13 protein-coding genes are annotated in these 13,681 nt (G+C 70.1%); 8 read left to right on the top strand and 5 right to left on the bottom strand.

The window, feature by feature from the left end; genetic code table 11:
* Positions 1-29 precede the first annotated feature (29 nt).
* A complete protein-coding gene (locus AB5I40_RS07330) occupies positions 30-842 on the top strand; it encodes a hydrolase (RefSeq protein ID WP_370937662.1) in 813 nt (270 codons plus the stop codon).
* A 32-nt stretch (positions 843-874) separates the two neighbouring features.
* Entirely contained in the window at positions 875-1,282 is a 408-nt protein-coding gene (locus AB5I40_RS07335; protein ID WP_370937663.1) for a hypothetical protein, read from the top strand.
* 136 nt (positions 1,283-1,418) lie between these two features.
* Here AB5I40_RS07335 and AB5I40_RS07340 read toward each other — a convergent pair whose 3' ends face one another.
* The 3 genes from AB5I40_RS07340 to AB5I40_RS07350 all read right to left on the bottom strand — a co-directional run bounded on the left by AB5I40_RS07340 (position 1,419) and on the right by AB5I40_RS07350 (position 5,239).
* Entirely contained in the window at positions 1,419-1,838 is a 420-nt protein-coding gene (locus tag AB5I40_RS07340; protein WP_370937664.1) for a hypothetical protein, read from the bottom strand.
* A 222-nt stretch (positions 1,839-2,060) separates the two neighbouring features.
* Complete coding sequence (locus AB5I40_RS07345; RefSeq protein WP_370937665.1) at positions 2,061-2,462, bottom strand: hypothetical protein; 402 nt, start codon at positions 2,460-2,462, stop codon at positions 2,061-2,063.
* Between the two features lie 29 nt (positions 2,463-2,491).
* Positions 2,492-5,239, bottom strand: a complete 2,748-nt coding sequence (locus AB5I40_RS07350; protein ID WP_370937666.1) for a sensor domain-containing protein — start codon at positions 5,237-5,239, stop codon at positions 2,492-2,494.
* Positions 5,240-5,495: 256 nt separating this feature from the next.
* Between AB5I40_RS07350 and AB5I40_RS07355 the strand changes: the two genes are divergently transcribed.
* Positions 5,496-5,666, top strand: a complete 171-nt coding sequence (locus AB5I40_RS07355; protein WP_370937667.1) for a hypothetical protein — start codon at positions 5,496-5,498, stop codon at positions 5,664-5,666.
* 20 nt (positions 5,667-5,686) lie between these two features.
* Here the strand turns inward: AB5I40_RS07355 and AB5I40_RS07360 are convergent, their stop codons facing one another.
* A complete protein-coding gene (locus tag AB5I40_RS07360) occupies positions 5,687-6,412 on the bottom strand; it encodes an alpha/beta fold hydrolase (protein WP_370937668.1) in 726 nt (241 codons plus the stop codon).
* Positions 6,413-6,611: 199 nt separating this feature from the next.
* Here AB5I40_RS07360 and AB5I40_RS07365 point away from each other — a divergent pair, with 199 nt between their 5' ends.
* Positions 6,612-7,025, top strand: coding sequence for a hypothetical protein (locus AB5I40_RS07365; protein ID WP_370937669.1), 414 nt, complete (start codon positions 6,612-6,614; stop codon positions 7,023-7,025).
* A gap of 18 nt (positions 7,026-7,043) precedes the next feature.
* Here the strand turns inward: AB5I40_RS07365 and AB5I40_RS07370 are convergent, their stop codons facing one another.
* On the bottom strand, positions 7,044-10,160 hold the full coding sequence (locus AB5I40_RS07370; protein WP_370937670.1) for a BTAD domain-containing putative transcriptional regulator: 3,117 nt from the start codon (positions 10,158-10,160) through the stop codon (positions 7,044-7,046).
* A 372-nt stretch (positions 10,161-10,532) separates the two neighbouring features.
* On the opposite strand from AB5I40_RS07370, the gene AB5I40_RS07375 reads away from it, so the two are divergent.
* The 4 genes from AB5I40_RS07375 (at position 10,533) to AB5I40_RS07390 (ending at position 13,676) form a co-directional block, all read left to right on the top strand.
* Complete coding sequence (locus tag AB5I40_RS07375) at positions 10,533-11,153, top strand: hypothetical protein (protein WP_370937671.1); 621 nt, start codon at positions 10,533-10,535, stop codon at positions 11,151-11,153.
* 125 nt (positions 11,154-11,278) lie between these two features.
* On the top strand, positions 11,279-11,773 hold the full coding sequence (locus tag AB5I40_RS07380) for a hypothetical protein (RefSeq protein ID WP_370937672.1): 495 nt from the start codon (positions 11,279-11,281) through the stop codon (positions 11,771-11,773).
* 340 nt (positions 11,774-12,113) lie between these two features.
* On the top strand, positions 12,114-12,662 hold the full coding sequence (locus AB5I40_RS07385; protein ID WP_370937673.1) for a hypothetical protein: 549 nt from the start codon (positions 12,114-12,116) through the stop codon (positions 12,660-12,662).
* A gap of 354 nt (positions 12,663-13,016) precedes the next feature.
* The gene (locus AB5I40_RS07390) at positions 13,017-13,676 is read left to right on the top strand and encodes a sensor histidine kinase (RefSeq protein WP_370937674.1); all 660 of its coding nucleotides are present in this window, start codon (positions 13,017-13,019) and stop codon (positions 13,674-13,676) included.
* Positions 13,677-13,681: the final 5 nt, after the last annotated feature.

Genomic DNA, 13,681 nt, shown 5'->3' on the forward strand with positions numbered 1-13,681 from the left:
CAGCGAACTGGAGGTGCCAGGGTGCTCGCATGACCATCTGGATTTGCGGGACCTGCGGCGTCGAGCATCCCGACACCGCGGAGCCGCCCGCCGGGATCTGCCGGATCTGCGCCGACGAACGGCAGTACGTCCGCGCCTCCGGGCAGGTTTGGACCACAATGGACAAGCTGGCCGCCGAGCCGCACGACCTGGTCCACGAAGAACCGGAACCGGGCATCCATCGGCTGCACCGAGAGCCGGAGTTCGGCATCGGCCAGTGGACCTACGTGGTCCAGACCGATGAAGGCAACCTGCTGTGGGACCCGCCCAACGCTCTCGACCAGCCGCTGCTCGACAAGATCGCCGAACTCGGCGGCGCCGCGGCGATCGCGGCCAGCCATCCGCACATGTACGGCTCGCAGGTGAGCCTGAGCCACCGCCTCGGGAACGTTCCGGTACTGGTGCATTCCGCAGATCGGCAGTGGGTGCGACGGGAAGACCCGGTGATCCGCGAATGGCATGGCGCGGAACGGATCCTGCCCGGAATCACCCTCGTCGAAGCGGGCGGGCACTTCCCGGGCGCCGCTGTCGCCCACGTCGCGGCGGGCGCGCTGCTGGTCGGCGACACCATCGTGCCGGTCGCCGCGCCGGGCTGGGTGACGTTCATGCGCAGCTACCCCAACCAGATCCCCCTGTCCGCCGGCCTCGTCCAGCGGCTCGCGGACCGGCTGGAGCCTTACGAATTCGACCGGCTCTACGCCCTGACCGGGGCCGCTCTGCGGGCTGACGCGAAGGCCGCCGTGCTTCGCTCCGCGCAGCGCTACATCGCCTGGGTCGACGGCGCGAACGACCATCTCGGCTGATCTGCGTTGCCTCGCCGACTACTGTTCCCGCCATGGCGAAGTGGACCCGGTGGTTCCAGCTCGACGGTTGTTCCGACGCGCTCGGGCAAGACGAGCACGCCTTTCTCGCCGCGCTTCAGCACGCGGCCGCGCAGTGGGACGTCGGCTACGCCGCCAGCTGGGCGATCCGGGACGAGGAGGAGCACCCGTGCCTCCTCGCCGTCGTAACGCTCAGCGACCCCGTCCGCCGCGTCAGCCTGGGCCAGTACGGCGTGCACTACCGGAACGAGCGCGCGCGAGGCGACCTGCTGCACGACTGCCTGCACGAACTCCCGGACGAGCCGACACAGCTCGCCCTCGACGCGAGCGGCTCCCCCGAGCACGTGGCCGCCGAGTGCGCGGCTTGGTTCGAGGCGATTCTGCGCAAGCCACCGGCAACGGGCCGACCACGATCGACTTGACGCCGACACCGGGAAGTCCGGCGACATCAAGGAACCGCTCTCGCACGAACGCCACGTGCGCTGACCCTGTGACCGCGGCGAGGCCCGCGTTCGAGCTGGGGACGGCTCTGCGCGGCCGTCCCCAGCTCGAACCCGCTCAGTTTTCCGGCGTCACCGAAACGACTTTAATGGTCCACGGGCAATACTGCTTCACTTTCCATTCCCCCGCGTTGCTGACTTCGTGCGGCTGTCCGTCGCACGCTTCAATAGTGCTGTCGGCCCAGTGGAATGTCGCGGGGTCGATGTGCCAGTCGTATCCGGTGTTGACGCCGGAGGAACCCCGGACGATGTCCCCGACGGGAATTCCCGGATGCGTGGCCTGGCCGTTCATGAGTCTGACCGCCTGGTCCGCGTCGGCCTGCTTGAGCAGTTCGACCCGGTAGACGTCGCCGCTGGAGAACACCTGGATCGTGGCGATGTAGGCAGGGTCTTGCGCGGCGGCGGTCGCCGGCCCGCTTCCCAGCAGCAGCGCGCCGGCGGCCGACGTGCCCGCCAAAACCGTCGTGAGCGTACGCATGTGCGGTTCCTCCCTTGTCGTTCTTCTCGGGGCGATTGCCGCCCGTTTCCGACCGTAGCGTCGGATCGGCGGGGAGGAATCAAGCTTTCGTGCACGTTGAATGCATATTCGTCCCGATACCGAGAGCGGGCAGTTTCAGGAGCTTTCCGGTATACGCCGACCTCCGCCGGAAATGCCACCGCGATCGTATTGTTTGTTCATTCGGGCACCACGACAGCGCGTTCAACTGCCGAAGCGGCGATGGAAGTCCGCGGCAAGAGTGTCGCCAGCGGCGGCGACCAGCCGGACGACTACCGGGTGCAGCACTGTCCGGCCGATCGCGCCGGCGAGGGCCGGGACGTGCTGGGAGAACCAGTCCCGGACCCGTTCCATAGCGGACAGATCCGGGGTGTCCGCGGTGATCGCTTCTTCGAGGTCGTCGAGTTGGGCGCCGCCTTGCTCGGCGAGGTCGGCGGGCAGCGCCGCGCGGATCTCTTCGAGCAACGAGGTGACGGCGGCAAGGTCGGCTGAGGCTGCGGCGTGGTAGTCGCCGCCAGTCGTGATGTTGTTGTCGCCGAAGACCACTTGGCCGGAAAGGTCGCTTCCGACGTGGATGGTGATCCGGTCCTGTCCCGGTTCGGTCATCGGGTCTGGCCCTCCTGGGGTCGCGGGAATCATCCGGTGCGGTGGATCGAATGGGCGGTGATGGCGCCGCCGCTGACGGTGTAGGTGCCGGCGTAGGTCTGGCGGGTGTGGTCGGTCTGCACGGCGGTCAGGCTGACGGTGACCACGTCGCCCTGAGTGGCCACGATCGTCAGTTCGTCGTGGTCGGTGCGGGCGAAGCCGGCGACGAATTGGCGGTAGGTCTCGTGCAGTTTGTCGCCGCCCAGCGCCCACGCCTGCTGGTAGCGGCGGGCGTTGATCGCGTCGATGTAGTTCCGCACCACGGCGGCCGGTCCGGTCGGCGTCGGATCCGTCGTGCTGGGAGCACTGGCCGCCGGGCCGGTTCTCGCGGCGGGGTTCGACCCGGTGACATTGCTGATCATCCGGGAGATGCCTTGCGGGACAAGATAATCGAGGCCGTGCAGGGAGCCGACGAGGGTGTTGCGGCCGACTCCCTCGGCCATCGCGTACACGTAGTCGCCGTCGAGCACGTAACGCGGATTGGTCACGCCGTACAGGTCGTAGCTGCTGGCCGTGCGCAGCAACGGGGTCAGGGTGGCGGAGAATCCCGGGTGTCCCTCGATGGCGGCGTCGCTCAGCGGCGGGCCGCTTTGGCTGTCCAGTTTGCCGCAGCCGGACAGCACCCGGCGCAGGCCGGTGAAGAACGCCGACGCCGCGGTGGCCGAGGGGAACTGATAGATCGCCTGGTCCACGTAGATGGACTGCTGGCGGTCCGGATCGGTCGCGTGGCTGTTCGCGGCGAAGGCCGACTCGCCGAAACCGGGCACGAACGTGGTTTTCAGCAGCAGCGCCGACCAGTCGGTGCAGTTCATCGTGGCCAGGTTGTGCTGCGGCTGTGCTGCGCTCACGGAAGCGCCGCTGGAGACCTCGCTGCCCGCCGCGATTCCCATGTCGTCCGGGAACGAGGACTGCGGCACCAGCGCCTTCTCTAATTGGATGCCGGTCAACTGCGGCGCGGCCGGACGTTCGGATGCGGCGGGGGTCGGGGCGGCGGGCAGGAAGGCTTGCACACCAAAATAGCCGGCCCCGCCGACGACCACGGTCGCGGCCCCGGCGATGGCGATTTTCGCGCTCAATCCGACCCCGGCTTTCACGCCGAGCGCGGTGCCTTTCGCCCCGCCCGCAGCGGCTTTCGCGCCCACCGCGGCGGCTTTCGCCCCGCCCGCAGCGGTCTTCGCGCCCACCGCAGCAGCTTTCGCCCCGCCCGCAGCGGTCTTCGCGCCCACCGCGGCGGTTTTCGCGGCTGGCGCGACCGCCTGCGCGCCCGCAGTGTGCGCCGCGGCTTGACCGCCCACCCCAGCGTGCGCGGCCGGGCCGGTGAGCGCCGGGATCTGCTGGGCCAGCGCGGCGTGGGAGGCCTGCCCCAGTTCGTGCCAGACCGCCACCGCCGCCCCGATCGCGGCCGCCGCGGCCATCCGTTTTCCCGTCACCAGGCTGCGAATTCCGTCCTCGTGGGTGAGATACGCGAGGATCGAACGGTCCCCGGCGCGCTCGGCGGCGATCTTCCCGCGACCGAGAATGCGCTCCCACGCGCCCAGCCGCAGCGAACACGCCGCGAACGGCGCGGCCGCCTTGGCCAGCCGAGCGCCCGCCCGGGCCACTCCAGCGGCCACCGTGGCATCGATGACCGCGCTGATCAGCTCGGCGTGCTCAGCCACCAGTTGCGGCGGCAGTTGCGGCGACGCGACCCAAGACAGCAGACCAGCGGCCAGACGTTCCACAGTGTCAGAAGAAACGGCGAGGTCGGGCGGGAGTTCTTCGGCGGGGGCCAGCCGGTAGCCGAGGCCGTCTTCCAGTACCAGGCCGTGCGCGGTCAATTCCGCCAGTGCGGCAGGCAATGCGGCTGCGTCATCGAACAGCCAGGGCAAGACCATCGGAGAGAGCACGGGCTTCCCGGGCAGATTCAGAAGTGTGAGCGTCTCCCGCGCCAGTCCGCTCAGGCCGCTCAGCACCCGGGGCAGCAATTCGCCCAGTGCTGCGGCCCGAGGCAAGGTTCCCTCGCCACTGGCCCCGGCCGCACGCAACAGCAACAAGGGAAGGCCGTCGCTCGCCCGCCACAATTCCGTCGCGATGGCGTGTTCCTCGTCCCGCAACGGCCGGCCGAGCACGGCGGCCAGCAGCGTGCGCGCGGACTCCTCGGTCAGGCCGGAGACCGGCAACGCCGCGCCGTCGCTCCACACGGTGCGCTCCGTCGCCGTGCACACCACCGTGGCCTCGGGCGCCCCGTCCAGCAGCACGGCCCGCTCGTCGGCGGACCAGTCGAGATCGTCGACCAGGACCAGCAACGGCACATCGGCCATCAGCCGACGAAGCTCCGCCGGGGACGGCCGATAGCCGGGTGCTTCAAAGCAGGCCTCGAACACCTCCTGCACCAAATCCGCGACGTCGCGGCCGCGGGCGGGCAGGAACACCACGTCCGAATGGTCCTCGGCCAGCACGCCGGCGGCGTAGCGCAACAGCGTGCTCTTGCCTGCCCCGGGCACCCCGTGCAGCTGCACCAAGCTGTGCTCGGCCACCGCCGCGCGCACCGCGGCCACGTCCTGTTCCCTGCCGACCGGCGGGGCCGCCCGCCGCGGCAGCAGCCGTGCGCTGGCCCGGCGCAGCGGCCGCGGCTGTTCGCCCGGCGGCACGATGGTGACCACCGACTGCTCGGCGTAGACAGTGATGTTGTGGTCGCCGATCACCAGCTGCCCGCGGAAATCCCCGGCGACGTCGACGTGAGTGCCCGGATCGGCCACCCGTCCTCCCCACTGTTGCGCCGGCGCCCGGCCGGCTCGCACACGAATGGGTCGCGAGGCGCCGAAAGGCGTTACAGGGCTAGCCCAACCGAATGAAGATCCGTTCCGAACGGCCTGCGACGAATATTCCAATAGACCTTCAATCCGGCTCAACCGAGCCTAAATAATCCTCAAATCGCCCGCTTCCGGCTCCGCGCCGTCGTAGTGTTTCCGCTACTGGATTACGAGAAAGCACAGCTGTCCGTCAGGGGGAATCATGCTGGAAGCATTCGTCATTCTGGGCGGGGTCGTGATCGTTCTGCTCGCGGTGGGGCTGGTCGTGGTTTCGAAGGACGCCGGCCGCAAGGCCAGCCGGGACACCGCGCGCCCGGAGCAGCGCACCGGCGCCCAGCGCGGTTACTTGTTCCTCGACCAGCCCTGGAGCTGACCACCCGGCGCGGGCGGGCGTCAATCCCGTCCGGCGTGGACGATCTTCTCGGCGAGCAGCCGGGGGTTGGTGAACACGACCTCGTGACTGCCCGGCAATTGCACCAGCCGGTGCAGTCCGAGCCGTCCGGACATCTTCGGATGCCACCCCCACTCGCCGGGAGGCAGCGCCGTGTCGTCGGTGCAGTTCAGGAAGCTCTTGGCGATCTCCAGCCGGGAGAACCTCGACAGGTCGAGCCGGTCGAGGAAAGGCCGGTACGGCGTCGGAGACAACTGGCGGTAGGCGGCTGTCGCGCGGTCGAGGCCGGCGTCCTGGATGAACGCCTCGCGCCAGATCGGGAACGGCAACATCACCGTGTTGTCGCCCGACCCGCGGGCCAGCTCCGCGAACAGCTCGCGGTAGTGCGGCGGCAGATCGTCCTCGACGCTGGTGCCCGGCCTCGGCACGAACGCGCTCCAAAACACCAGGCGCCGCAACCGTTCCGGGATCTCCTCGGCCACCCGAGCGATCACCGACCCGCCGAAACTGTGCCCGACCAGCACGACGTCCGCGAGATCCCGGTCCACGACGAACCGCTGGACCGAGCGCACGCAGTCGTCGTGAGTGACCGCCTTGTCCACGCCCTTGCCGTGCCCGGCGACAGTCGGGCTGTGCGCGACGTGCCCGAGTTCTTCCAACCGGGGAACGACCGCGTTCCAGGCCGAACCGTCGTGCCAGGAACCGTGCACCAGAACGAACGTGAGCATGACCGGACCTCCGTGAGCCGATGTGCGGAACGGGGCGAAAGGCAGAAGCTAATACCGGCTCCGGGGAGCGGTCCCGGGCACCGATCCCCAGGCGGACTGGACACCCGCTGAACATCCGCTGGACCCGCCGCCTCGGCGCCTTGCGAGGCCCCGCGCGGAGCCAACACAGTGGGAGGACACGGAAAACGAGGGGGTTGTCATGCTCAGAGCCAGCGCACTCACGGCCGTCGCGGCGGGCTTCGTCGCCGCTGTCCCGTTCGTCACGGGCGCGGCGGCGCACGGGTACGGGTGCTGGACCACCGGCCCGATCGAGCTGGCCAACGAAGGGGTGTGGAGGTACTTCAACCGGGTTTCTTGGTGTGTCCAGGACGCGAAGATCACGTCGGTCCAGCTGGCGATCACGCACGAGGTCGTCAACCAGGCCTGCCGGTGGGTGGGCGTGCTCGAGCAGGAGCAGGAACCCGCGAAGGACGGCATCGGCCGGACGGTCTACGACCGGGGCGAGTTCTCGTGTCCGGGCACGATCGGGGCCGACGGGGTGAACCCGTGGCTGGCCGTCACCGTCGAGCCGGACGGCACCTACACGGTGGACAAGAGCGGCATCCGCTGGTGACGCCCCGCGGAACCGCCGTCATTCGTCGCGGCGGAGCCGGGAAAGGAGCGCGAGCGTCCGGGTCTCCCCCGGCCCCTGCCCGGTCTCGCGGTGCACGGCGAGCGCGTTGCGGGCGTGTTCGGCGGCGGCCGCGGGCTCGTCGCGGGCGAGCAAAGCGCCGGCCAGCGCCGTCAAGGCCTGGCCCTCCAGCGCCCGGTAGCCGGCCCGCTCGGCGAGCGCGAGAGCCTGCCGGGCGGGTTCCGGGTCCGCGGTGACCGTCGTCAGGCCGATGAGGGCGTCCGCTTCCGGGTACCGGTCGCCGGTCTCGCGGATGAGGGCGAGGGCCTGTTCGTACCGGCGGATCGCCTCCGGCCGGTCGCCGAAGCGGGCGAGCACGGCCGCCAGAGCCGCCAGCGCCTCCGCCTCCGTGCGCGGATCGCCTGCTTCCCGGGCGAGCGCGAGCCCCGTGCCGGCGCATTCGAGCGCCATGGCCCGGTGGCCGCGATCGCCGTGCGCCAGGGCCAGCCGGCTGCGGGTTTCCGCTTCGCCGCCCCGGTTTCCCGCCTCGCACTGCAGGTCGAGGGACTGGCAGAGCAGTTCCACCGCCTCGGCGGTCCGGCCGCGGGCCTGCTGGGTCTGCCCGAGGTTGGCGAGGCTGATCGCTTCGCCGTACCGGGACCCGATGCGGCGGTACCGGTGCAGCGCCTGGGTGTAGTGCCCGGCGGCTTCGGCGAGCCGGCCCATTTCCCAATAAACGAGCCCGAGATTGCCGAACGCGACCGCCTCCCCGGCCGCCTGGCCGATCCGCCTGCTGAGCGCCAGCCCGCGGCCGAACCGATACGCGGCGGCGGCGAGCCGCCCGGACTGCCAGTAGACGCACCCCAGGTTGCCGAGCACCGCGGCCTGCGCCTCGACCCAGCCCGCCTGCCGCGCGAGCAGCAACGACGCCGTGTACTGCCGGACCGCCTGCTGGTACCGGCCCTGGCGGAAGTACAGGTCCGCGAGGCTGAGCCGGACGGCGGCCCGGGCGCGGGGTTCGCCGTCCGCGTCGGCGGCGGCCAGGCCCGCTTCGGCGACCGCGAGCCATTCGACGCGGCGCATGCACATCCAGAAGTACCCGCGCAACGCGTCGGCGAGCCGCCACGCCATCGGCCGCGGGCCGCCATCGGCCGCGAACCGCACGGCGGCGACCAGGTTGGCGCGTTCGGTGTCCAGCCACGCCGACGCCTCGCCCAGCCCGGCGAACACCGACGGGACGCCGGACACCGGCAGCCGCAGCATGTGCGGGTACAGGAGACGGGCGGCACCGTCCACTGATGCCAAGTACCAGTCGTACAGGCGGCGCAGCGCCCGTTCGCGGTCCTCGGCGGGCTCCAGCTGTGCGGCTTGTTCGGCGGCGTACCGGCGAAGCAGGTCATGGAAGCGGTACCGGTCGGGCGCGCGTTCGACCAGGTTCGCGGCGGCGAGCCGGTCCAGCAGGACGGCCGCCCGCACTGTCTCGATGCCAGCCAGCGCCGCCACGGCCCTGGCGTCGAAATCCGCGCCGGGAAGCAGGCTCAGCAACCGGAAAAGCCGCTGGGCGGCGGCGGGCAGGGCGGCGTGGGACAGATCGAAAGCCACCCGCACCGCGGTCTGTTCGTCGCCCGGCACCGCGAGGGCGGCGAGGAGGTTGCCCTCGCGCAGTTCCGCGACGTAGTCCTCGATGCCCGCGCTGGGCCGGTCGGCGAGGTTGGCGGCCGCGATCCGCAGCGCGAGCGGGAGATGGACGCACAGTTTGGCGAACTCGGCCGCCGCCTCGGACTCGGCTCGGACGCGCTCGCGGCCCAGCACGCCCGCGAGCAGTTCGAGGGCTTCGTCGGGGCTGAGCACGTCGATCGTGATCCGGCGCGCGCCGTTCACCGCGACGAGACCGGTCAGGCGGTCTCGCCCGGTCACGACCGTCAGGCACCCGGGTCCGGCGGGCAGCAACGGCCGGACTTGATCCGGGTTGACGGCGTTGTCGAGCAGGACCAGGATCCGCCGATCGGTGGTGAGGGTTCGGTACAGGGCCGCCGCGGTCTCCGCGTCGGAAGGGATGCGCGAGGGCGAAATTCCCAGCGCGGCAAGGAATTGCGCGAGGATTTCGGCCGGAGCCGCCGGGACGCCCGGTGCGTGGCCGCGCAGGTTCGCATAAAGCTGCCCGCCGGGAAAGCGCGCCCGGACGCGACGTGCCCAATGCACGGCCAGCGCTGTCTTGCCGACGCCCGCCGTTCCGGAGACCACAGCGATGCCGCCGGTCGCCAGACTGTCCAAAAGGGACAGTTCCGTCGTCCGTCCGGCGAACCCGCGCGGTTCGGCGGGCAGCTGCTTCGGAACCCGGTGCACCGCGCGGGGTTCGGCGGGAGCCGCGGCGGCGGGGTCGCGCAGCACGGCCGCGTGCGCCGCCTGCAGTTCGGGTCCGGGGTCGATCCCGAGTTCGTCGGCGAGCCGCGTCCGCACCTGCCCGTAGAGCCGGAACGCCTCGCCCCGCTGCCCGAGCGCGTGGTGGGCGCGGATCAGGAGGGCCTGCACGGCTTCGTCGAGAGGCTGTTCCGCGGCGGCTTCCGCGATGCTGGGCAGGACCTCCGCGGCGGCGCCGGTGTCGACCATCGCCCCGGCGTAGCGGCAAAACGTTTCCCGGCGCTCGGCGATCAGCGAAACGACCTTCGGGTGGTCGGCGAGCGGCGGCAGGTCGGCCAGCGGCCTGCCGTGCCACAGCCGGAGCGCCTCGCCGAGCGAAGCCGCGACGCGGGCGGTGTTGGCGTCGCGGTGCGCGTCGTTCGCCTCGGCGATGAGTTCGCGGAACCGCCACAGGTCGACGTCGACCGCGTCGTGGCGCACGGCATAGCCCCCGCCGACATGCGGCAGCACCCCGCTGCCCGCTCGCGGCGCACGGCCGGGTTCCAGCAATCGCCGCAGATGCTTGACGTGGGTCTGGACGACGTTCACCGCGCTCGGCGGCGACCGGTCGCCCCACAGCGCGTCCACGAGATCCCGCAAGGCCACGGCGTCCCCGCCGGCGAGCGCGAGCAGCCCGAGAACCGCGCGCCGCCCGGGCGGGCCGAGATCGAGTTCGGTCCCGTCGCGCCAAGCCCGCAGGGAACCCAGCACTTGGATGCGTACCGCACTCGTTGCCACCGTCGCCCCCAGCTGTCGGCTGCGAGCCAAAACGCTCTCGGCTGCCCGCCAAAAGTAATGCGCCCGGCGGCCGGGGCACAAGAAAATGGCTCCGCCCGGGCTAAAGTGCCGCCGACAGCCGGGTGCAAGCCAGGCCCGTCCGCCGGAAAACCCGTTCGTTTTCAGTCCTTTGCGGACTCACCGCGAATCGCCGACGTGTTCGCTTGATCTCCCGAATCCCGTTGCGGATGCTCCGTTTCCGGCCGGGATTCGCTGTCCAATCGCCGTCCAGTCGCCGTCCAGTGCCCCCTGATGAGGTAGTCGACGGCGGCCCGAGTCGCCGAATGCCCGATTCCCGAAATGTGCCCCACATCGGACATGAAAGAGGATGAAATGAAAAATCGTGCCTGGAAGGCATGCACCCGGGCGGTGGTGGCGATCGCTGTCGGCGTGCTGGCCCTGACCACGGGAGTGACGACGGCGTCCGCCTCCAGCTCGGCCCGCGCGTCCCTGATCGACGTGACGCACGGCCCGTTCGACCTCGTCCTCGCCGGCAACGGGGCTAGAGCCGCCGCCCCCGCCGACGACCCGATCACCGCGTTCCACGGCTTCAGCACCTTCCAGAAACTCGTGGTCCAGTCCCAGGGCTTCGACCTCGAAGGAGAAATCCACGGCAAACTCCGCAGCTACAACTTCAAAGCCCTCTACCAGGTCTACAACCTCCCGGCCTCGGACAGCTGGAAGGTGTGGGTCTTCAGCTTCAAGCACGACAGCAGCCGCAGCGTGCTGAAGGAAACCTTCCGCAACGAGCAGCTGATCGACGTCGACATCGACCTCAAGTTCCACGTCGCGGCCGCCAACCTGCGCGGCGTGTCCACCCTGCGGGTCGGCTTCGAGACGCTGCGGCTCGAATTCAACGGGACGACCAAGGACTTCACCGTCGTCAACGGCGCCTCCGGCGGTGCCAAGGACCAGAACAACAACGACGTCCCGGTCGACTTCCAGCCAGTCTGACCGGGAGCTGACAGCCGACCCGCGACACGTCGGCGACGGCGGCGACTGGTGCGGTTCCTCCCCGGCACCAGTCGCCGCCGGATTCTTGCTCCCTCTTCCGCTCGAGTACCGGACAAGGAGTCGGCATGCTTTTCAAGGAAGCCCGCGCGCTGCTCGCCAGGCGTGCACTGTGGCGGAATCCGGCGAGAATCGCTGTTGCCGTCACGACGATCGCGGCGTTCCTGGCCGCCGGTTCCACCGCCGCGCAGGCGGCCGAGGCGCACTTCGTGCCGGAGGCCACCGTGGTCGGCTGGGACGGAACCGTCGCCACTGTCACGTTCCGAGAGGTGGATGTGGCGTTGGAACGCGGCACCACCACGATTTCCACTAAGTTGACCGCCGATGTGAAGGCTTTCTGCACCAACGGCGAAACGACTCTCGACGTCCACGCGTCCGCGACCGGCCGGACCACGGCGGACTACCCGATCAAGGACGGCACCGTCACGGGAACCGCCAAGTTCCCCGTCCAAGTGAAGATCGAGCACGATCCCGGGTACACGTGCGTGCTGCGGCACAAGGAGATCACCGCGGTTCTCGAGGACTTCCGGACCGGTGCGACCCTGGTTCACCACCAGTCCTGACCCGTCGTCCGAGAGGCCCCCGCTCGGCCGGGTCCGGGTCGTTTCGCGCCGCGCCGTGTTCGCAGTCCCCGGAGCACACCCGGGGACTGCGAACATGCGCCTCGGAATTCGCTCCTGCGGCCCCGGCGGATTCCGGGTGACGCGGCGGTGACGGCACTCCGCGACCCTGACCGACGGCCACATCCCGGTGTTGCGACTGCCGAGCAGGTGCGTGGGCGAACATGGCCGTCCTCAAAACCTTGCTGCTGGTTCAGGCGGCGACGATGGCCGGTCTGGCCCTGTTGCAGCTCAAGGGGATCGGCCCGCGCGGCGGGGCGAGACGCTCGTCCTCTCGCCTGCGGTGCGGTCCGGCACGCGCATCATCGACTCCAACGTCGCGATCGCGCTCGGCAAGCGCGCCCGGGGCCTGCAGCTTCTTCCGCTCGAAGAGGCCTTTCTCAAGCGGTTCGACGCGCTCGGAGCCGCCGACGTCCGGGTCGCCGACAGAACGATCGCGGAGGGAACGGTCAGAGGCGGGCCGTTGCCGCAGCGGGGTTTCGCGGTCAGCGTCGACCGGGCGGGCCCCGAGTACCAGGCGTTGCTCGCCGAACTCACCAACGCCCGGGTGGGCGCGGTGAAGGGCACCGCGGACCGGCAGATCGTCGCGGACGCCTTCTTCGCCGTCGGCGAGCCCGGCGCGAAGCCTTCCCTCGCCACGCCGGACGCGGACATCTACAACCGGCTGTACCGAATGAAGATCGCCAAGGAAGGCGGCATCCCGCTGGCCAAGCTCGGCGCGGCGCTGCCGGAGGCCGACCCGGCGCAGCTCGGTTTCGACGTCAGGAAGGACGGTTTCGACGTCACCGTCAACGGCCGGACGCTCAACGTGCTGCCGCTGCCGAAAAGGTGAACGCCGGGCCCTATTCTCTCGCCGCCACGCTGCACAGTTCCCGATACGGCGGCTGCGCCCGGTGCCTGAACTCGAGCAAAACACGCAAACAACAGTTTTCCGGCGCCGCCCCATGCCGGTCGGAACGAACCGAGTTCCGCGCCCGAAACGGATGTTCGGCCATTCGCAGCAATACCCGATCAGCCGCCGCCTCCCGTCCGTAATCGATCGAGCGCGCTGATAACACATTTTTTGATCATTCCCCGAGAAGTGCTCCCGGGTTTTGCAACCATTAGGCGACACGTCCCCGGGTCGGGTAGCATCCGTCTGCGGAAAATCGAATACCGTGCGGGGGGCCACGACTCAGGGGGACCAATGGGGGCGGAAACACGACCGTCGGCGCTGTCGCGGCCGGTGCCGGAAACTGTCCAACCGCGACCGGACCTCCGTCACGTCGGCGACCTCCTGCACGATCTCGTCGGGCACCATCTCGTCCTGATGACCGCGCAGACCCGGCTGTGGAGCGAAAAAGGCGGCGGCTGCAGCCAGGCCGAACTGGCGCTGCTCACCGGCATGGCCGAAGCGGCGCTGCGGGATCTGCGGCGTGTGTCGGGACTGTTGCGCTCCGGAAGCGCCGCGAATCCGTCGCCGCGCGGGGTCGCCGACTGGGTCCGGGAAATCCCGTCCCGGATTCCGCGCGAGGTGGCCGACGTGTCGGCGACAGTGCGCGGGCCCGATTGCCCGGACATTTCATCAGCGCAGGAACTTCTGCTCGAGCGCATCGTAATGGAGGGAATTTCCAATGCGGCGAAACACCGGGCGGGCGGGCGCGTGTCGATTCTGGTCGAATTCGGCGGCGAAATCGTGGTGACGATCGTGAGCGGCGGAGTGCCCGAACGGCCCGCGCACCGCGAACTCGATCGCGGGCACGGCCTGCGCGGCCTGGCGCTGGCCGTGACCCGATGCGGCGGCCGGGTGACCACGCGCCGAAGATCCGCCGGCCGGTTCGTCCTCGAAGTGTCCCTTCCCCGCTGAACGCC

This window comes from Amycolatopsis sp. cg13, assembly GCF_041346965.1.
Classification (GTDB): Bacteria; Actinomycetota; Actinomycetes; order Mycobacteriales; family Pseudonocardiaceae; genus Amycolatopsis.